Annotated in this window: 20 protein-coding genes, 1 tRNA gene and 1 other annotated feature; of the genes, 15 read left to right on the top strand and 6 right to left on the bottom strand. The window is 33.0% G+C overall.

What is annotated here, in order from left to right:
- Positions 1 to 27 precede the first annotated feature (27 nt).
- The 4 genes from ACWG0P_RS07435 to ACWG0P_RS07420 all read left to right on the top strand — a co-directional run bounded on the left by ACWG0P_RS07435 (position 28) and on the right by ACWG0P_RS07420 (position 3,450).
- Positions 28 to 594 (top strand): DUF3267 domain-containing protein, encoded by a 567-nt coding sequence (locus ACWG0P_RS07435; protein ID WP_455801185.1) that lies wholly within the window; start codon positions 28 to 30, stop codon positions 592 to 594.
- A 90-nt stretch (positions 595 to 684) separates the two neighbouring features.
- Positions 685 to 1,314 carry a cysteine hydrolase family protein gene (locus ACWG0P_RS07430; protein ID WP_455801184.1) on the top strand — a complete coding sequence of 210 codons (630 nt, stop codon included), beginning with the start codon at positions 685 to 687 and terminating at the stop codon, positions 1,312 to 1,314.
- A complete protein-coding gene (locus tag ACWG0P_RS07425) occupies positions 1,314 to 2,792 on the top strand; it encodes a nicotinate phosphoribosyltransferase (protein WP_455801183.1) in 1,479 nt (492 codons plus the stop codon). The genes ACWG0P_RS07430 and ACWG0P_RS07425 overlap by 1 nt, the downstream gene beginning before the upstream one ends.
- On the top strand, positions 2,785 to 3,450 hold the full coding sequence (locus ACWG0P_RS07420) for a hypothetical protein (RefSeq protein WP_455801182.1): 666 nt from the start codon (positions 2,785 to 2,787) through the stop codon (positions 3,448 to 3,450). Before ACWG0P_RS07425 ends, ACWG0P_RS07420 begins: the two co-directional genes overlap by 8 nt.
- Positions 3,451 to 3,466: 16 nt before the next feature.
- On the opposite strand, the gene ACWG0P_RS07415 is transcribed toward ACWG0P_RS07420, so the two are convergent.
- Complete coding sequence (locus ACWG0P_RS07415; RefSeq protein ID WP_455801181.1) at positions 3,467 to 4,318, bottom strand: alpha/beta hydrolase; 852 nt, start codon at positions 4,316 to 4,318, stop codon at positions 3,467 to 3,469.
- Between the two features lie 72 nt (positions 4,319 to 4,390).
- Here ACWG0P_RS07415 and ACWG0P_RS07410 point away from each other — a divergent pair, with 72 nt between their 5' ends.
- From ACWG0P_RS07410 to ACWG0P_RS07375, 8 genes are all read left to right on the top strand, one after another.
- Complete coding sequence (locus ACWG0P_RS07410; protein ID WP_455801180.1) at positions 4,391 to 5,134, top strand: amidohydrolase family protein; 744 nt, start codon at positions 4,391 to 4,393, stop codon at positions 5,132 to 5,134.
- 61 nt (positions 5,135 to 5,195) lie between these two features.
- Positions 5,196 to 5,660, top strand: a complete 465-nt coding sequence (locus ACWG0P_RS07405) for a DUF4352 domain-containing protein (RefSeq protein ID WP_455801179.1) — start codon at positions 5,196 to 5,198, stop codon at positions 5,658 to 5,660.
- Positions 5,661 to 5,723: 63 nt separating this feature from the next.
- Positions 5,724 to 5,972, top strand: a binding site (T-box leader).
- 35 nt (positions 5,973 to 6,007) lie between these two features.
- Positions 6,008 to 7,039, top strand: coding sequence for a methionine ABC transporter ATP-binding protein (locus ACWG0P_RS07400; protein ID WP_455801178.1), 1,032 nt, complete (start codon positions 6,008 to 6,010; stop codon positions 7,037 to 7,039).
- Positions 7,036 to 7,716, top strand: a complete 681-nt coding sequence (locus ACWG0P_RS07395; protein ID WP_455801177.1) for a methionine ABC transporter permease — start codon at positions 7,036 to 7,038, stop codon at positions 7,714 to 7,716. Before ACWG0P_RS07400 ends, ACWG0P_RS07395 begins: the two co-directional genes overlap by 4 nt.
- A gap of 104 nt (positions 7,717 to 7,820) precedes the next feature.
- The gene (locus ACWG0P_RS07390) at positions 7,821 to 8,630 is read left to right on the top strand and encodes a MetQ/NlpA family ABC transporter substrate-binding protein (RefSeq protein ID WP_455801176.1); all 810 of its coding nucleotides are present in this window, start codon (positions 7,821 to 7,823) and stop codon (positions 8,628 to 8,630) included.
- A 112-nt stretch (positions 8,631 to 8,742) separates the two neighbouring features.
- Positions 8,743 to 9,513, top strand: coding sequence for a hypothetical protein (locus tag ACWG0P_RS07385; protein ID WP_455801175.1), 771 nt, complete (start codon positions 8,743 to 8,745; stop codon positions 9,511 to 9,513).
- Between the two features lie 159 nt (positions 9,514 to 9,672).
- Positions 9,673 to 13,335 (top strand): MSCRAMM family protein, encoded by a 3,663-nt coding sequence (locus ACWG0P_RS07380; RefSeq protein ID WP_455801174.1) that lies wholly within the window; start codon positions 9,673 to 9,675, stop codon positions 13,333 to 13,335.
- Between the two features lie 108 nt (positions 13,336 to 13,443).
- Positions 13,444 to 14,166, top strand: a complete 723-nt coding sequence (locus tag ACWG0P_RS07375; protein ID WP_455801173.1) for an NAD-dependent protein deacylase — start codon at positions 13,444 to 13,446, stop codon at positions 14,164 to 14,166.
- A gap of 22 nt (positions 14,167 to 14,188) precedes the next feature.
- Here ACWG0P_RS07375 and ACWG0P_RS07370 read toward each other — a convergent pair whose 3' ends face one another.
- Together ACWG0P_RS07370 and ACWG0P_RS07365 are read right to left on the bottom strand one after the other, a co-directional pair.
- Entirely contained in the window at positions 14,189 to 15,784 is a 1,596-nt protein-coding gene (locus tag ACWG0P_RS07370) for an ABC1 kinase family protein (RefSeq protein WP_455801172.1), read from the bottom strand.
- Positions 15,777 to 16,064 (bottom strand): phasin family protein, encoded by a 288-nt coding sequence (locus tag ACWG0P_RS07365; protein WP_455801171.1) that lies wholly within the window; start codon positions 16,062 to 16,064, stop codon positions 15,777 to 15,779. Before ACWG0P_RS07365 ends, ACWG0P_RS07370 begins: the two co-directional genes overlap by 8 nt.
- Positions 16,065 to 16,219: 155 nt before the next feature.
- On the opposite strand from ACWG0P_RS07365, the gene ACWG0P_RS07360 reads away from it, so the two are divergent.
- Positions 16,220 to 16,825 (top strand): hypothetical protein, encoded by a 606-nt coding sequence (locus tag ACWG0P_RS07360; protein ID WP_455801170.1) that lies wholly within the window; start codon positions 16,220 to 16,222, stop codon positions 16,823 to 16,825.
- Positions 16,826 to 16,966: 141 nt separating this feature from the next.
- Positions 16,967 to 17,042: transfer RNA gene (locus ACWG0P_RS07355), tRNA-His, on the top strand.
- Positions 17,043 to 17,114: 72 nt separating this feature from the next.
- Here the strand turns inward: ACWG0P_RS07355 and ACWG0P_RS07350 are convergent.
- The 3 genes from ACWG0P_RS07350 to ACWG0P_RS07340 all read right to left on the bottom strand — a co-directional run bounded on the left by ACWG0P_RS07350 (position 17,115) and on the right by ACWG0P_RS07340 (position 19,891).
- On the bottom strand, positions 17,115 to 18,242 hold the full coding sequence (locus tag ACWG0P_RS07350) for a tyrosine-type recombinase/integrase (RefSeq protein ID WP_455801169.1): 1,128 nt from the start codon (positions 18,240 to 18,242) through the stop codon (positions 17,115 to 17,117).
- 105 nt (positions 18,243 to 18,347) lie between these two features.
- Positions 18,348 to 19,253: a hypothetical protein gene (locus ACWG0P_RS07345; protein ID WP_455801168.1), complete on the bottom strand. Its 906-nt coding sequence runs from the start codon at positions 19,251 to 19,253 to the stop codon at positions 18,348 to 18,350.
- Positions 19,254 to 19,267: 14 nt separating this feature from the next.
- Entirely contained in the window at positions 19,268 to 19,891 is a 624-nt protein-coding gene (locus ACWG0P_RS07340; protein WP_455801167.1) for a S24 family peptidase, read from the bottom strand.
- Between the two features lie 176 nt (positions 19,892 to 20,067).
- Between ACWG0P_RS07340 and ACWG0P_RS07335 the strand changes: the two genes are divergently transcribed.
- Entirely contained in the window at positions 20,068 to 20,250 is a 183-nt protein-coding gene (locus tag ACWG0P_RS07335) for a helix-turn-helix domain-containing protein (RefSeq protein WP_455801166.1), read from the top strand.
- The last annotated feature ends 4 nt before the right edge of the window (positions 20,251 to 20,254 follow it).

Here is a 20,254-nt window from a genome sequence, read left to right as displayed (position 1 = left end):
ATTGAGCGCAAAGCAAATTTTGAGCGTATGCAACAAAAAATGGAAGAAGAAGGATATCAAAGTAGAAAAGTATGCATCGGAATCATAAAAGCAAATGTCGTAGCAATCTTTATAGGAATCGTAGCTACAATCTTGATGGTTGGGATGTATATGGCAGTGCAGGATGGTATTGAATTTCATTTCAATATCGATGATCCATTAACTCCGTTTTTGTATTTCATTTGTGCAGATTTGATATTGTTGGTTGTACATGAAGCACTTCATGGATTAACATGGGGCTTCTTTTGTAAGAGGAAATGGAAATCTATTCAATTTGGAGTTATGTGGAAATATCTAACACCGTATTGTTCTTGTCTAGAACCACTGCACTGGAAGGTTTATTTGTTAGGTGGACTTATGCCATTTCTAGTTTTGGGTATTGGCTTTTTCGTGGTTGCTATTATGGAAGCAAGTGTAGTGTTGTTGTTCTTTGCTATCTTGAATGTCATTGGTGCTGGAGGGGATTTGATGGTGGTTTACAAAATCATATGTAACCTTGAAGGTATTTTGATGGATTTACCTGAAGAATGTGGCTATATGCAATTTTATAAGTAAAGAGTAACGAGAAAATCGTTACTTTTTGTTTAAAAAGGATGAAAAAAAAGCTATAATAGATAAGTATAAATAAACAAAAGGAGAATTCAAATGGCTAGAGTACATAAGAATTTTATAGAATCTTATCCGGTAATGATGATGGAAGAACTTCATAAACCCATTATTTTTGTTGTGGATATGGTCAATGGGTTTGTAAAAGAGGGAGCACTTCATGATGAAAAAATAGGTGATATATGTGAACCTATTATTGATATCATTCGTGAAAATGAACACCGTGTAATCTTTATCAAAGATTCACATCCTGAAAAGACAAGAGAATTTATTTCTTATCCAACGCATTGCATCAGTGGTACTTCAGAAAGTGAAGTGATTGAAGAACTACAACCTTATGTTTATGAAGGGATGAGTAAAAATAGTACGAATACTTTTACGTGTCCAGATTTTCAAGAATTCTTAGAAACAAGAATTTTTGATTATCAAGATATCGTAATTACAGGATGCTGTAGTGATATTTGTATTTTACAATTTTCTCTATGTTTAAATTCTTGGTTGAATGAGCATAACGAAGAAGAAAAACGTATTATCATTCCGATTGATTGTGTGGATACCTACCATATCGATGGGGTTCATGATGCGATTATGAATAATGAATTTAGTATTGCGAATATGGCAAGTAATGGAATTAAAGTTGTTTCTCATATAGAAAGAAGGGATGCATAATGAAGAATTATGATGAAAAGTTCGACTTTCGTGATGAGCGTAATTTAAGTTTAGTTATGGATTTCTATGAACTCACTATGAGTCAATGTTATTTCAATTCCGGAAATATTGATAAAATAGTGACGTTTGATTTGTTTTATCGTAAAAATCCAGATGAAGGTGGATTTGCGGTATTTGCTGGTTTAGAAGAAGTGATTGGATATATTCAAAAATTGCATTTTAATGATGAAGATATTGCGTATCTTCGTTCGCTAAATAAATTTTCTGAGGAATTTTTAGAGTACCTGCGTCATTTTATTTTTACGGGTGATGTATATGCGGTGAAAGAGGGAACACCTGTATTTCCATATGAACCATTGATTCGTGTAAAAGCGAAAATTATTGATGCGCAGTTATTAGAAACCGCGATGTTGTTGTGTATCAATCATCAAACATTGATTGCGACAAAAGCACGTAGAATCGTGAAGGCTGCAGACGGTAGAGCCATTATGGAGTTTGGAGCACGTCGTGCACATAATTTTGATGCGGCAAATTATGGTGCTAGAGCAGCCTATATTGGTGGCGTAGCAGGAACCGCAACAACCTATGCAGGTGAAAAATTTGATATGCCAGTATTAGGTACCATGGCACATTCTTTTGTACAATCATTCGATAATGAATATGATGCTTTCTTAGCTTATGCAAAAACATACCCAGATAGTTGCACAGTGTTGCTAGATACGTATAATACGTTGAAGAGTGGTCTTGTAAATGCAATACGTGTAGCGAAAGAATACTTAGAACCAAATGGACATCGTTTACAAGGAGTACGAATCGATAGTGGAGATATGGCATACTTGTCAAAGAAAATTCGTAAAGCATTAGATCAAGCAGGAATGCAAGATTGTAATATCGTTGTATCAAATAGTTTAGATGAATATTTGATTCAATCTTTGATTTCACAAGGTGCTCAAATCAATAGTATGGGCGTAGGAGAAAATCTAGTATGTAGTAAATCCACACCAGTGTTTGGTGGAGTTTATAAGATGAGTTCCATCTTCGAAGGTGACACTATGATACCAAAGATCAAAGTGAGTGAGAATGTTGAAAAAGTAACCAATCCTGGATATAAGGACCTTTATCGTATATATGATGAAGAAAGCGGGAAAGCTATTGGTGATATTATGACCATTTATGGTGAAGAAATGGATGTACAAAAAGATTTAACAATTTATCATCAAACCAATAGTTGGAAAAATAAAACGATATCAGCTGGAAGTTATCGTATTGAAAATCTTTTAGTTCCTGTTTTTGTGGATGGAAAACTTGTTTATGATGTACCAAACTTACATCAAATTCGAGAACATAGCAAAGAAGCTTTTTCTCATATTTGGGATGAAGTATTACGTTTTGAATATCCACAAACGTATTATGTGGATTTAAGTAAGAAACTTTTAGACTTAAAATTAAAGATGCTGGAGGATGTAAAGCATGTCTAATACCGATACAAAACATGAAAAACGATTAAAGAATATCTTTTATGTATGCGTATTTGTATATCTTGTAACGCTTGTGTATGCCTTACTACATAATTTCATCATCAAAGATTATGTAGCTTTGGGTATGGCGTTTGTGGCAATCTTAACGCCACTTATTGTACCCGTTGGATTTAAAATGTTGAAATTTAAACCAGTGTATGAGATTTATATTATCTCTACCATATTTGTATATTTTGCCTCATTGATAGGAAGTAGTTTCCATTGGTATTCGTATACGGGATTTGATAAAGTATTACATTTTTGTAGTGGTATATTCTTATTAACGCTTGTGGTAATCGTATTTTTCTATATTCGTAAGAGCAATGAATTATCTACGAAATCGGATCGTTGGATATTCTTAATTTTTATTAACGCAGGGAATATGGCAATTGCGCTTATTTGGGAGTTTTATGAATATGCAATGTTGATCTTCTTTAATAACGATTGTATCAATCATAGAACGCAAGGTGTACATGATTCTATTACAGATATGTTATGTGCTACGGTAGCAGGATTGTTGTTAACAATCTTCATTGTACGTTATATAAAAAGTGGAAAAAGCAATTTCTTTGTAGATGTATACGAAAAATTCTACCAGAGGAATATTGCGAAGAAATAGAGCAATGAAAAAGAAATCAGACGATTTCTTTTTTTGTCTCTTCGTGATTTGTATCGCTTTGATGAAGGCTTTTATACTTTAATAATAGCTCTTCCATAATGTCTATAGCTTGTGGTATTTCATCTTCACCTAAAATCTTATCTTCCATAAACAGCTTCATGATTTGATAACATTCCCAGTTTACTGTTTCATCCATAAATAAACGATGATGACCTCCATGTAAATAAACAAGTTTTTTACGAGCGTGTGGAATTTTATCATAAGCATAAAGTGAACTTTTTGGGGATATAACTTCATCTTGATCTCCATGAAGCAACAATACCGGACACTCTACGCTACTTATATATTTTTTTAGGTTTTTAATCAAATCTGTAAATGCGCCATAGAACGCACGAGGAATTGGGATTTCCTCTTTCTTTTCATTGGACATAAAAGATGTTGCGGATTTAACTATGACATCTGTGATCATATCCATATTCATATATTGAAAAGCAGGAGCTAATAAAATAAGTTTTTTAACAGGTGTTACATTTGCCAAATAAGAGGCAATGACGCCACCCATGGAAAAACCAACGAGATAGATATCTCGACCACTTTGTTTATAGCTATCCAGTACTTCCTTTGCTTTAGCGACCCAATGCATCCAATCACAATCTGTTTCATCGAACAAATCGTACATATCAAATTGAATGATCTCAAAGCCATCTTTTTGACCCCAAAGGACAAAGTTGTCATATTCATGTTTTCTTCTTCTTCCATATCCGTGGATTGTCACAACGACAGGGGGAAGTGTTTCTGGGGTTAAAGTTTCCTTTAATAACCATTTCTTTAATTTCTCAAACATTCGATCACCCTTTCTATGCCTCATTATAACATATTTCACTTTCCTTTCCAGTGGTTTTTGCTTTATAATAGAGGGTAGATACCAAAGGAGATGCCAGTGGGAAAAAAAGCAACGTTACTAATCAAACATATCCATACCATATATACCATGCAGGAAGAAGGAAATCAAAACATCCAATTTCAACATGGTTTTATTGCGATACATCACGATCAAATTATAGATTTAGGTACGCATGATTTTATGCATCTCGTGGATAAAGATACGCGCATCTTAGATGGTACAAATCATATCGCTGTACCTGCATTTATCGAAGTGAATGGTAGTATGTCAAAGAATGAAAAAAAGGGTCTTCTTGAACAAAATGAGTATTTTATGCGCTATATGAAAAATGGTACATTGTGTATCCATATGAAACACGCTATTCGAAAAGATTTATTACATAACTATCATTATGAAGTGCTAAAAGATGTGGAAGTGGACACCTCATATCCGGTTGTACATACACTTTCTCATATGAATACGACCTCACATTTACAAGTATGTAATTTTTGTATCAGTAGTTCTCATGAACAAGTATCTTTACAAAGTCAAATGATGGCAGCACAATTGTTAGCTATGAAAGATCATATCGATGCCTATGAATTATTAAAGGCAATTACCATCAATCCAGCAAGATTTTTAAAACGAGAAGACTTAGGTGTACTGGATATAGGAAAATGTGCAAATATAATATTACTATCTGTAAAAGATATTCATTCTTTTTTCTACTCGTTAGATCAAAACTGTATCTCACAAATTATTCATAAAGGCGTGCGTATTTATCCAAATTTGCTTATTTAAAGACAAAAACCGACAGTTTTCACTCTCTTCATCATATAGTATGTTGAAAGAGGTGAAGATTATGGAAATCATGCAAATGAACAGGGATAAATTAAATGTATTACTTACGCAAGATTATTGTCCAAATCAGGCAATGACAAATGAGTTTCAAACGATATTCTTTACTTGTAAGTTATTGAAGATAGAACTTGCAGGAAAAGAAATGAAAGGATTTGTAGTAGATGAAAGTGCTCAATTTTTAATTTTGCATGTGAGTATTAAAAATATTACAAATGAAATATTGGCTATGTACAAAGATGATTTTATGATTACGTTTGATGATGAAGGACCTTTTGAAGCGGAAGAGTACTTTGGGGCGGAGCAACAATTAGCAGATGAATATGCTTTAAAACCACAAGAAGAAGTAAAAGGGAAATTGATTTTTATTATTTCTTCATCCGCAAAAAAAATTATGCTTAGCTACACGGAATACTTCGATGATGAAAGCGAAGGAAAAACATATAAGTTGAAATATAAAATTCAGTAATAAAAAAAATAGAGTAAATGTGTTGACGAATCAAAAAAAATAAAGTAATATACACACATAAACAAAATGACATTGAAAAGAAGAGTACACAGAACAGACTTTCAAAGAGAGTTCTCATTTGGTGAAAGAGAATAAAGATTCTATCTGTGGAAAATGGTCTTGGAGTTGCATAATCGAAGATTTTAGATTATGACGTGTTCGCTCGTTACAGCGATAGAGTATAACTTAGCAATAAGCGTACTTGAAGAGGTTCATCTTGTGAGAGGTGGATAAACTTAGGTGGTAACACGAACGTTAGCTTTCGTCCTATGGATGGAAGCTTTTTTGTATAGTATAGGAGGAATTGTATGATACGATTAGAAAATATCACAAAGACATTTCATGGTAAAGACAACGAAATTCATGCGGTAAAAGATGTTTCATTAGAAATTCAAGATGGTGAAATTTTTGGAATCATTGGATTTAGTGGAGCGGGTAAGTCTACTTTGGTACGTTGTATAAATTTATTAGAGCGACCTACTTCTGGAAATGTGATTGTGAATGGTTTAGACTTGACAAAGATGAAAGAGAAAGCATTAAGAGAAGAGCGAAAGAAAATAGGAATGATTTTTCAACATTTCAATCTTATGCGCTCTCGTACAGTAGAAGAGAATATTGCATATCCATTCAAAGGAAGTAAACTTAGTAAACAAGAACAAGGAAAGAAGATTGCTTCTTTATTGGAACTTGTAGATTTGCAGGATAAAAAAGATGCATATCCTTCTCAATTATCAGGTGGTCAAAAACAGCGTGTTGCGATTGCGCGAGCGTTGGCCAATGACCCTAAAGTGTTGTTGTGTGATGAGGCAACCAGTGCTCTTGACCCACAAACAACAAAAAGTATCTTAAAACTATTGAAAACAGTCAATGAAAAATTGAACATTACCATTGTATTGATTACTCATGAAATGGCAGTAGTAAAAGAAGTATGTGATCGTGTAGCGGTTATGGAAAATGGATACGTAGTAGAAGAAGGGAATATCCTCAACGTATTTAGTAAACCCCAAAAGGAAGTGACCAAAAACTTCATCGAATCTACTAGTAATATTTCTCGTGTCTATGAAATGATAGAAGATAATTCTGCATTAACTTCTATCCAAGAAGGTCAACGCTTAGTGAAGTTGAATTATGATGCAGTGAATACTTCCAAAGCATTAATTTCAGAAATATCACGTGATTATCATGTAGATACGAATATCATCTTTGGAAATGTGGAAATTATTTCTGGTACACCTTTAGGTGATTTGGTGGTTATCTTAAGTGGCGAAAAGAAAGCGATTGATGATGCAATCGTGTATTTAGAAAAACATGATGTGAAAGTAGAGGTGTTAAAAGCATGAATGAATTTTTGAACAATTTCATACCAAACATTATGGATAAACTTCCAGATTTCTATCAAGCTATTATAGATACCTTTATTATGCTAGGTATTGTAGGTGTTATATCGTTGTTGTTTGGTGTTGTATTTGGTGTGATTCTAGTGGTAACACGCAAAGGAGATATCCTTGAAAATCAAGTGGTTTACTTTATTTTAGGAAAGATTGTAGACTTGTTTCGCGCAATTCCATTTATTATCTTAGTTGGTTTTATATCTCCAATAACACGCATGATTATGGGGACAGGAATTGGCGTAGAAGGAGCCCTAGTACCTTTGGTTGTCGGTACAATTCCATTCTTCGCCCGACAAGTAGAAAGTGCATTAGCACAAATTGATCGTGGATTAATTGAAGCGAGTCAAGCTATGGGCAGTTCTCCTATTGAAATTATCTTTCGAGTATATTTAAGAGAAAGCATCCCGGGTATCATTCGTGCAACTACCATTACTCTGATTTCCTTACTTGGATTTATTACCATGGTAGGGGCGATTGGTGGAGGAGGAATTGGAGATTTTGCGATTCGTTATGGCTTTAACTCTTACCAATACGATGTAACGATTGTTTGTGTAATCGTATTATTGTTAATCACATCGTTGATTCAATTTATTGGTAATATCTTTGTGCGTAAGACAACACACTAGAGGTGAACATATGAAACATATATTAAAACAGGCAGTTCGAATCTGTCGAATGTGTAGCCTATAAGAAACAGAGTCGAATGAAAAAGAAAGATGAGGGAAAGAAAATGAAAAAAATATTAGTTAGTTTATTTGCAGTTGCATTATTAGCAGGATGTGGTTCCACTAAAAATGATGATAAAGTGATCCGTATAGGAGCGAGTACAACACCACATGCTGAAATTATCAAACACGTTCAACCTGTATTAGAAAAAGCAGGATATGAAGTGATTATTAAAGAATTCACAGATTATGTAAAACCTAATCAAGCATTAGTTGTAGGAGATCTTGATGCAAACTTCTTCCAACATAAATCATACATGGAAAATTGGGCTAAAAAAGCAAAAGAAACAGATAACATTGAAAGCATCTTCGCAGTACACTTTGAACCAATTGGAATCTATTCTGTTAAACATACTTCTTTAGATGAAATAACAGAAGGTTCTAAAATTGCTATTCCAAACGATCCTACAAATGGAGGTCGTTCATTAAAATTATTGGCAGATAATGGAATCATTACTTTGAAGAAGGGAAAAGGTTTAGATGCTACAAAGGCAGATATCGAAACCTATAACAAAAAAGTAGAAATCGTTGAATTACAGGCTGAAGTATGTGCATCTAATATTCAAGATGTGGATTACGCTGTTGTAAATACAAACAATGCATTAAACGCTAAAATCACAGATAAAGTGATTATCACAGAGGCAAGAGACGGCGAATTATCAAAATTCTTTGCAAACATCATTGCTGTACAACCATCTCATAAAAATGACGCAAAAATAAAAGCGTTAATTGATGCGTTAAATACTGAAGATGTAAGAGATTTTATCAATGAAAAATATGATGGAATCGTTGTTCCTCAAGTTCCAGTAGAATAAAATATAAGAGTGTGAAAATGCACTCTTTTCTTATGGAATAATGTTAAATTGCGTGAAAATGTGGCTTTCTACTAGATAAAACAGTATAATATATAAAAACAGGAGGGACAACATGAAACGCTTTATCATTAAAAATAAATTTTTTGTTAGTTTATTATCCATAGCGATGATTGTGATTCTATCATTAGGAGTATATATCATTCAAGATAAGAACACTTCCAATATACCGGTAGATCCACCTTCTGTTGTACCAGGAAAAGATGACAGTGATAAGGAAGCAGTTATCAAGTCACTATCTGCGAACTACAATTCTTCTGCTATTGGTAACTCTATTTCGATTAATTGGAGTATTAGTAAAAACGCATCTATCATCGAAGAAATTAAGCTGTATTTGAATGATAATGAGCCATTAGATGTAACATCATTTAGTTCTTATTCTTTCACCCAAAGCGTATACAACTTTCCAACTGGAGATAATAAGATAAAATTAGAAGTCATACTAGAGGATGGTAAAAGTATTATCAAAGAAACAACTGTATATGTCGACTATATTATATCAGTTAGGCAAGAAGTCATCTTAAAAGGAGCGTCTTTAGATATCACCTTAGAATATGTATATATGGATACAAATCCTGTTCATACACCAACCATTATTACAAATGATGATTTCGTTGTAACTCCATTAGTAAATTTCGTAGATACACAAGTAAAAACAAGCGGAAATCGTGTGACCGCACGTACAACATATAACTTCGCATGGGGAAGTGTAGAAAACATTCCTGAAAAAATGGCAGTACGTTGGAAATTCAATGATTTACCCGTTCCATTTAGTAGAGACTATACTGTTTTAAAACCTGAAAAAGAAACAGAAGCCACACAGTGATATGTGTGGTTTTTATATTTTGTGACTTATATGTGACTATCGTGTTATTATTGTATGATAGATAGGCTATATTTGTTATTTGTATCACATATTGATGTGAAAAAAATCTTGCAATATTTTTTTATTCCTTTACAATGTAAGAGTATAAGGAGGAATATAATGAGGAAAAGGATAATAAAATGTATTAGTATATTGTTGGCAATTACAATTGGATTTGGGACAATATACTCAGGTAATATAGTAGCACAAAGTGCGAATGGAGAAATTTCACTTGAAGAAACGAATCAAATTAATGGGACACAAGTAGAAAGCTTCGATACAGAAATAAACATGTTTTCTATGGATACAAGAACTGTAGGAAACGATATAACATCTGAAATAGAAGTTGTGAATTTAAAAGCATGGATCGCAGGTAATCTTGTATATGAAAAAGGAAAAGGAAGTACTTTTCCGGATACCATATACGGAGGATCTTCTTTTAAATTCGCACTAAATTGGAAAGCAAAAGATAGTACAAAAAGATTTAGTAGTGGTGATACATTCCATATAAATATCGGTACAATCACTGGACTTAATATGAACATAGCAAAGACTAGCAACTTATATATAAATGGTATTAAAGTTGCTGAATCAAAACTTACATATGATGCAAATGAACTAGTCTATTCGGTAACGTTTAATGAAAGTATTAAATATTTTGAAAGTTTACAAGGTAATTTTACAAGTTATACTACTTTCGTAGATAAACCAACAGATAAAGTAGTCAAAATTGAATTTGAAGCAGGATCTGAAGGATCTATAACCATCATCGATAGAGTAGACCCTCCAGGTGGAGATGGTGAACCAGGTGTTGGATTACCATCCGTTCGACCTATTTACAAAGAATTGATAACGATGGGAAAATCGACGTATTTCAAAGATTTCAATGATCCTTTTTTTGGGTGGAGAATAGTTTTCACTGACTTAATTCATAAAATTCAAACAGATCTAAACAATAAGCCAGATAAAGTGTTTTCAGATTTAATTATTGAAGATATTCTGGATGAAAATCAAGAGTTTGTAGAAGTTGAAAGTGGTTTTAATGTACCATTCTTTTTAGATATACCAGTGATTTTGCCTGGCACTCAAAGCGCAGTAGGTTATTATACCGATGAATCAGATAGATTTATAAATCCGGTAAATACAGAAGGTAACGGAAATTCATTTTATATTATCAAACCTACTTCAGATAAATTTAAAAAATTGAATACAGAGGAAGAGGTAAGAAGCACTCCACTTTCGTGGACAATTGTGAAAGTTTCTAATCGAGAAAAGTTAGTAATCAATCTTGGCGCGCTTGGAACTACAGATTCTAAGATGGGTATTACTGCAGATATGATTACAACTCGTAAAGACAATATGACTCCATATACAAATCTTTCGACTTTGATCAAAGAACAACTTGAGAAATATGAGAAAGCTAAAACCAAATGTGGTGAATCTGGTATAAACTGTGATGCGAAATATATAAAAAATGTTGCAGATACAATTGAAGCACTTAAAAAGGCTGAAACGTACTATGGTCTACAAGAAAATCGTATTTATGGATTCAATTTGAAATATAAAACAAAGATTGTAAATACATCGACAGGAAAAGTTTCGAATGAAGCTAAAATTACAACAGGTAAGTTAGAATATGATGTGGATTCTGAAGTAAATCATTCCTACGATTCTGGAATAAGTGGGGTATTCTCAAAAGGGGATATTGTTCTTATGAAAGCGGATCAAACGTATGGTTATACCGAAAGTGATTTGTCTTCATCAAAAAATTTGGTTGGAATGAAGGATATCAAATTCGAAGCATACGATGTAGATACAGATAAAAAACTATATTTCTTTAATCCATCCTTAAGTGAACGTGGAGAATATCAATTTTATGGCACAAGTGCATCTGGAAGTGATTTTACAAGTGAATTAGTTACAGATGCGGATGGTAAAATTGTCATTTCAGGTTTATTACCAACTCATAATTATTATTTAAAAGAAGTGAGTACACCAGATGGGTATTATCATGGAGATAACGAAAAGATTCCATTTACTGTTGATTCTACAAAAGTAAACTATAAATTGATTGAAAATGTATCACGCAGTGTAACCCTAAATAAATTGGATAAAAAAGATAACAAGGAATTAGAGAATGTTGAATTTGCGTTGTTTGATAGTAATGACCAACGTTTAAATGGGTTTAAAGTAGATGAAATCAAAGGGAAAAAGTATTATACGTATACGAATCAAGCAGCAGATACAGGATCATTGCTTACACTGGCAGATGGAACTTTAACGATACGGAATTTGCCGGCAGGTAAATATTATCTTAAAGAAGTTACAGCACTTCCTGGATATATCTTGTCAGATGAAAAACATGAATTTGAATTAAAAGAAGATTATACAAATGATATTACAACAATTGATTTAGGTGATATCTATAATCTAAAGCAAAAGGCTTCTATTAGTATGCAAAAAGTAGATGATAAAGATACAAGTATACCTTTAGAAAATGCGCATTTCCAGCTTTATAAAAGAAATACAGGTGCATCATGGTCAAGTGGTAATCATGATGAATGGAGCCTTATAGATGCTACTCAGTTCAATAAAAATGGATCTTTTATAACGGCAAACAATATGGCACAAGACGCATTGATTACAAATAATAATGGGGATATTTCAATCAGTTCATTACCAGAAGGGGATTATTATTTGAAAGAAGTAAAAGCTCCTGATGGGTATTTGTTAAATGATAAGCACTACCATTTTACGATTGATTCATCTACAATAGAAAGCAAGTTGAACGCATCGAGAACGTTGAATGAAGATGTTATGGAGGAAGTTGCTCAGAATCAAGTTGTAAATCAGAAAGGGAAAGCTAGTATTAAGCTGATTAAGTATGATCGTGCACTTGGAGCAAGTGTAAAAGTTGACGGTATTGAGAAAACATTAGATCAAATTTTTTATGAGAATGCGGATACACAAATCAAGGTAAAGAAACCTCTAAAAGGAGTTGTCTTTGATTTGTATCGCAAGGATAAAGATACGATTGATATTCAAAGTGATACGAAAATAGCAACGGATTTGATAAGTGATAAATACGGAGAAATACTGGTAGATAAGTTAGAGGTAGGTACATATTATTTTATAGAAACTAAAACATTGGATAATTATCAGTTGAAACGTGATCCAATTGTTGTGGAAGTGACACAAACTGATATTCAAAAAGACAGTGCAACTTTAGTGAAACTTGTTGATAACTATTTAATTGAGTATCAAATTGATCTTATTAAAAAAGATAAGGAAACGAATGCATTGTTAGAAGATGCGCATTTTGAAATGTATACAAGTAATGATGAAGTGATGAAATTTACTTATGATGAAACAGAGAATATGTATATTCCTAATGAACAAGGTACTTCTACATTAGTTACAAATAAAGAAGGAAAAATTTCTATTGGAAATATAGTATCTAAACAAACCTTCTATTTCAAAGAAATTAAGTCACCAGATGGTTATGCGATTGACGAAGAGAATAATCGATACACAGTGACTATTGAATCGGCAGATGCTAACTATACAAAAGAAGAACCTATCATTACAGAGCTTATTTGCACAAATAAAAAAATTAAAGATGGCAATGATCCAATACAGCCTGAAAGTCCAGATACACCTCAAAAACCACAAGAGCGACCAGCGACAATGGATACGAAAAACTATTATTTTGAAACATTACTTATTAGTGGGCTTCTTTTATGTGTGTTCTATATGAAAAGAAAAAAATACGCTAAATCGTAAGATTTGATTTTAACTTTGAGTGCAGCCTTCAATAAGTAAATATTGAAGAATGCACTTTTTCTATGGGATAAGAAAATGGTATGGTAAAATAGATGTGAGGTGAATACAATGTATGAGGATTTAAAAGTAATTATTGAACAAAGTGATAATATTGTTTTCTTTGGAGGTGCTGGAGTTAGTACAGAAAGTAACATTCCTGATTTTCGTTCTCAAAGTGGGATTTATAGTAAAAAAACATATCCATATCGTGCAGAGACAATGATTAGTTCGGATTTTTTCTATGATCATCCTGATCAATTTTATGATTTCTATTTCCACGAGATGATTTATGAGAATGCTTTGCCAAACCCTGCTCATAAGGCATTGGCACGTTTAGAGGAAATGGGAAAGTTAAAGGCAGTTATAACTCAAAATATTGATGGTTTGCATCAAATGGCTGGGTCAAAAGAAGTCCTTGAGTTACATGGAAGTATTCATCGTAACCGTTGTAGAGGGTGTCGAACATTTTATGATTTAGATGCGATGCTAAAACAAAAGGATGGAGTTCCTAAATGTCCACAGTGTGGACGTACAATAAAACCTGAGGTTGTATTATATGGAGAAAGTCTAGACCAAAATGTTTTACAAAAGGCAATACAATATATTTCACAAGCAGATGTTTTGATTGTAGGTGGTACCTCATTAGTTGTATACCCTGCAGCAGGGCTATTACAGTATTTTAAGGGGCGAAAGCTAGTTTTGATTAACAAAGATGCGACAGACATGGATAACACCGCAGATTTGTTAATTCGCGAGCCTATTGGACAAGTCTTATCACAAGTGGTCGAATAAAAAGAAGTCAGAAATTTGACTTCTATTTTTTATCTTTTTTTAGCACCGTATATAACAACCAGAATCCTAGTACTACAGCACTCATAAAACCAAAGAAACCAAGGGCAGGAATACCAAAGACTTTTGGTGTCATATTCGTCGTACATATCAATGCACTTGCCATGAGCAAACCAGTTGCGACAATGCCAACAATCAATTTGTTCACCATGTGATTGATACGGGTAAGAGGAACACTAGAATCCATAATCTCTAGGTTTACTTTCATTCTCCCTTTCATCACCAAACGCATCAGTTCAGATAATTGGATAGGGAGCTCTATGGTACGTTTTACACTCTCATATACTTTCTTTGAAGTATTTAATGCGCTATCTTTTATATCAAGTTTTTTAAGCATATGATTAGATACATGTGCTGCGGCAATTTCTATGATATTAGTATCAGGGTCTAATAAGGTCATGGTACTTTCAATTGTTACTAGACCTCTAGCAAGCATACTAATTCCTTTTGGCATACTGATGTTATATTTATGAGCAATCCCAAAAACTTCTTGCATGGCTTCACCAAGATGTATCTCACGTAAGTTCAAAGTAACATACTTTGCCATAAAGGTTTCCATTTCGTTGTAAAGTTGTGTATAATCCATAGGTTTATCATGTATTCCTAAAGTCAAAACGACATCAACCATTTTCTCTGTATCATTACTACTAATGGCTATAACCGCATTTTTCATAAGATCTTTATCACTTTGATTTAAAAATCCCATCATTCCAAAGTCAATCCATACAATTTTACCACCACGAATACGTAAATTACCAGGGTGTGGATCTGCATGAAAGAAACCATCATCTACGATCTGTTTGATGTAGTTTTCTGCTAATTTACTCGCAATTTCTTTATGATCATATCCATCACTTTTTAAAGTTGTGTAATCATCTATGATGTACCCATCAATATATTCCATAACAAGAACTTTGCTTGTCGTATGGTCGCTATTTATGATTGGGCATCCGATATATTTGATATCTTTGTTAAGTTTTGCGAATTTCTGAGCGAAGCTTGCTTCGTTTAAGAAATCCATTTCTTGCTTCGCGGTAAACCAGAATTCATCAAGTACGATATTGATATCAATCACACTTCCAAGTACTTCAGATAAGTGAAGCAATCTACTAGCTCTACGAATGAGAGAAATATCACGTTCCATAGTTTCGTAGATTCCAGGACGTTGTACTTTCACAACAATTTCACTATGATCTTTCAATGTAGCGTGATGTACTTGGGCGATAGAGGCAGAACCCAAAGGTTCTTGGTCAAAGTGTTCAAATACTTCTTCTAATGGACAACCATACTCATCTTCAATGACTTCACGTACGATTTGAAAACTCATAGGGGATACATTATCACGTAATTTGATAAGTTCTTTACAATAGCGTTGTGAAAACATATCCTGACGAGAAGCCATGATTTGTCCGATTTTTACAAAGGTAGGACCAAGGTCTTCTAAGATTTCTCGAAAGGTGATGGGATTTACACCTTTCGTGATGTGATGCTTTCTTAAGATTGAAAGAATCTGTGCAAGGCGACGTTTACTACTTAATGTTTTTGTTTCTGTATTATTCATTGCCTTTTTCTAATTCTTCAATCTTTGCTTTTATAGCATCTAGTTCTTCCTTACTTAGTTTCTCTAAATCTTTGCTAATTTCATCTGCATTTGCAGGTGTTCTAAATTTTTCTTTAATATCATGTTTGAGTTCTTCGTTTAATACTTTTCCTTGTTCGATGGTAAGTTCACCTTTTTTTACTAGTTGATCAATTACATCTTTGCTCTTTTCTGCAGTTGTCGCAATTGCACCAACACCTGCTAACATAATTTTTTTCAAGTCTTCACTAAAACTATTCATAAGTAGATACCTCCTATATATCTTTATTTTAACACTTTTGTATAGAAAAACTATCATTTTAGTTTAATTTTTCGATGGTTTATGACATTTCGTAATAGATTGTATTTTTATTTTAGGTTTGTTACAATAGGGTGGATAAAAATATGGAGGACAATATGAAGAAAATCATATCATTACTAGTATGCACATGTATGTTAATCACATTAGCAGCATGTCAAAATAAAAGAGAAGAAGACACCCCATCAAAAGTAACAGCTGCATTCTTTGAGGCTTGTCGTACAAAAGATTTGGATAAGATAAAAGAATTCTCCAAATGGGAAGATTATGCACTAAAAGCACTTGATATCCAAGAAAGTGATTATATCGATGGTGTTGATAAAAAACTTCAAAAAGAAGTTTATGCTAAAATGTTATCTTTTAAGGATGAAGAAGGCAAAGAAAGTATCAACGGCGATAGTGCGAGTGTACAAGTTACATTGATGTTATATGATTTTACACCTACGGTTACCCAAGGGATAAAAGAAGCAACTACAAAAGCAGAAGAATTGAGTCGTCAAGAAGATATTACCGATGCTAGGGCACAAGCAGAAATTAATACGGTTATTTTCAAAAATTTAAACAAAGCAAAAATGTCTCTAAAAAAGGAAGTTACAATAAAACTTGTAAAGGAAGATGATGAGTGGTTTGTTACAAAAGATAACAAGGATTTTGAAAAGATCTTTATTGATAATTTACAATCGTTGAACAATGTCGGAAAGTAGAAGCGCTAGATAAATATCTGGCTTTTTTTTCTATGATTTATATAAGAATAAGTTTTATCAAGAATAATTTTAAAAAATTCATAAAAAAGTGTTTACAAACCATACATCTTACGCTATAATTAGACTCGCTTAACAAACATGGCGGTCGTGGTGAAGTGGTTAACACTACTGGTTGTGGTCCAGTCATGCGTGGGTTCGATTCCCATCGTCCGCCCCATTAAGTAAGCAAGCCCTTAATTAAAGGGCTTTTTTAATGCAAAAATTAAATTTGGTGGGATTTGGTGTAAATTTAGATATTATTTAGCTTATCTACCATTTTCTGTTGCGCTTCATTGAACCAATGTCCATATACATTGTTTACCATATCAACAGAATGTCCTAAACGCTTTGCAATATCAAATGGATTGAATCCTAGATTTATTAACAAAGAAACATGGGAATGTCTAAAGTCATGAATGCGTATATTCTTGATTTTAGCTTGTGAAACCCAACGTTCTTTTTTTATCCTAATTGTATTATCGTCAAGAGGTTTGTTGAAATTAAACAACAATTTACCTAAATCAAAACCTACGATATCTTTATGCTCGTTATATAGCTTCTCTACGGCGTTAAAACACTTTATAGGCATTATGACTGTTCTAATACTGTTTTGTGTCTTAGGTGTTGTCGTTTGTCGCTTATGCTTTGTATATGATTTGCAGATTCTAATTGATTTATCATTTAGATCAATGTCATTCCAAGTAAGGGCGAGTGCTTCTCCAATTCTCAAACCGCACCAATATAAAACATTGAATAGTGCAATATATACTGTTTCATCAACGATACTCATGAATTTATCAAATTCTTTAGGTTGCCAAAATGCCATATCTTTTTTGATTTCAGCAACTCTTGATACATTCTTGAATGAAGTTATCCTGTATTCGCTAATATAACCATTTTCAAAACCATATTTAAAGATAGATTTAAGTCTAACTTGAACTTTTTCAAGTGTTTCATTAGAGTACAAACAACCATCACTTTTCTTAGAGTTCAATAGTTGTTGTTGGAATCCATCTATTGTTTGCATCTTAATCTTTGATAATTTTATACTTGTCCAATAGGGGAGTATGTGCTTTTCGATTACTTTCTGTATATCATATAAAGAACGTTCTTTTACTGTGTTTTTCTTAGATATGATATACAAATTGTAAAGTTCTTTAAATGTTGTGCTGCTATCTGCTTCCTGTTTTGCTTTAATCAGAAACACTCGTTCCCAATCTTGGGCTTCCTCGCTAGATGAAAAACCTCGTTTGTGGTAACGGTGCGAAACACCGTTTATATCGATGTATGAACCTTCACACTTATAAGTTATCTTTTTTACAGTCTTACTCTTGTTCTTTTTGCTCTTTACTTCTCGTTCATCTTTCTTTACAGCCATTGCTAAATACCTCCTTTTTTGGTAAAATATGGTATAGAAAAAGTATTGTCCTCGCTCGACATGATTTTTCTAACTTGCACCTCTGCGCCAACAGGGGTGTTTTTTTTATTCTAAAGCATTTGCAAAATTATTTAAATCATCTATCGATAGACCAATCAAGTTTAATTCCTTTTCAAATACAGATTTTAAAAAGTTCATGTTTTCTGCATATGGCCTACATTCTGTTTTTGAAATAAATAAGGAATTAGTTGTGTCATACCGCCCATTTGTAAAATCTAAAACACAATATTTGCTATAACCTAACTGTGTTTGATAATAATATTCCCTTTTTTCACTACCATCAGAAATTGTAAATAAAGCTTTTTTTGGATCAATATTATAATATAAATCTACATCGTTATCTGATTTGGTTTTCTTCTCGAATCGAGTATCGCCTAGGGGACTGTTAATATCATATACATATTCATATCCGTTGTTCTTGATTTTTGAAGCGACTTCATTATTATCTAGTTTTTCAAGGTATGTGCTTATTTTTTTATCCTTTTCTTCCTTTTCAACCGCTTCTTTATTTGATTCTTCCGTTGTGATTGCTTTGGTTAATTCGCCTTGTAACAAGTCTAATAAATCTTCTTCTAATAAATCAAGTCTTTTAAGCTCATCAGTATATTTATGATAGGTGTTTTTATATGGCTCATTGCCTATAGCAACAATGTCCTGACCTATTAAAATCATATCCTTTGAGTTATATTGAAAAATGATAGTTCCGTAATACTCGTTTTCCACTTTTTCATTCAAACTGAACGCATTTCCTGTTTTTTCATTTTTAAAGTACACTTCAGTACATTGGTTTTCGTTATCATATCTATTTTTCAACTCGTATCCGTTTTCATCCATTAGCTCAATGATTTCTTTGTCGTCCTTGTGCGATATTTCTGTATTAGCTTTTTTTCCACACGCACTAATTCCTAGAATCATAAGACTGCACATCAATACTGCTAAAATCTTCTTCATCCCTCGGTTTCCTCCTAGTAGTTTGTTTTGCTTATTGTTAAAGCAAGTTTCCCCAATATTCTAAAACATGTATTTTCAATCGTTACAGCAATTGGATCATACGCATCATTTGCTGGCTGTAACATGATAATACCAGAATCAGTTTTATAAAACTTTTTGCATGTAGCATCGTTATTATCTACACAAAAGCAACCAATTTGTCCGTTATCAAGAACATTAGTCTTTTCAAAGATAAGTAAGTCGCCTTCGTTTATATTTGCCTCTACCATACTATCGCCTTTTGCGTATTGCGCAAAGTACTCTTTGCTTCCGTTTAGGATGCTATCTGGAAGAGAAATATACTCAATGATATCATCATCAACAAATCCACCATTACCGCAACAAATTTGAGCATACAAGGGCATTTGTACAGTGTGCTCTTTTTTTTCTGGCTTTAGTATTCTGTCGCTTGATTCTCCAGTTAGATATTCAACTGAAACTCCTAAAAAATCTGCAACTTTTTTTATTGCTTCATATTTAGGTTTACTTCGTTTTACTTTCCAACTACTTAGGACTGCTTGTGATATACCAGTAGCTTTAGATACTTGGTATGATGTAATACCTTTTTCTTCTAATAATCTTTCGTATATTTCATACATAATATACCTCCATTTTTTAGCAATCAACAAATTCATAGTAAAAGTAGTTGACATACTATAAAACAGATAGTATACTACGTTTGTAGTCAACAAATGCATAGTGATTGCTATTTATAAATTAAATTCAAATATAGTATATCACATTTGTTGAGTAATACAAGACTGGAGGTGTTAATTTGTGGGAAAAAATTGAAATACTTATGGGTAAAAGAGGTATTTCAGTATATCGATTATCAAAAGATACTGGAATAGGTCAAGCGACTATAAGTAGTTGGAGAACAAACCGCTGTAAACCCAAGGTAGACAAACTTAAAATTCTAGCCGAGTACTTTGGCGTACCGCTAGAAGAATTATTGTAGAGAG

It is taken from the genome of Amedibacillus sp. YH-ame6, assembly GCF_053848845.1.
The sequence above is the reverse complement of the archived record's forward strand: the minus strand, read 5'-3'. Positions and strand labels throughout refer to the sequence as shown.